We start from the raw sequence: 252 nt of genomic DNA, 5'->3' as shown, positions 1-252 counted from the left end.
GTAATGTCCATCACCAACGGATCAAATTCCTCGAGCAAATGATGGGCCTGGCTCCATTGCTCGCGGTCTTCCAGCTTAAAAAGCTTCTCGATCCGGGAATCGCTTGCAGAGATTTCCGCTCCAGCTTTGATCCCGAAACCGATTCCTTTGCCAAGGATCACATATTCGGATTCTTTCTTGCCGCCGGTTGCCATGACGACATTGTTACCGATGACGCGAATAACCGTAAACGATTCGAGCCCGCTCATAGAC

General features: G+C 50.4%; 1 protein-coding gene. It reads right to left on the bottom strand.

Annotated features, from left to right (window positions below):
* Positions 1-194, bottom strand: a 194-nt coding sequence (locus ACSNOG_RS33680; RefSeq protein ID WP_436756467.1) for a CAT RNA binding domain-containing protein, incomplete at its 3' end; no start/stop codon positions are given.
* Positions 195-252 lie beyond the last annotated feature (58 nt).

The sequence above is a fragment of the Streptomyces sp. URMC 124 genome, assembly GCF_051386455.1.
In the GTDB taxonomy this organism is placed as follows: domain Bacteria; phylum Actinomycetota; class Actinomycetes; order Streptomycetales; family Streptomycetaceae; genus Streptomyces.
The sequence above is the reverse complement of the archived record's forward strand: the minus strand, read 5'-3'. Positions and strand labels throughout refer to the sequence as shown.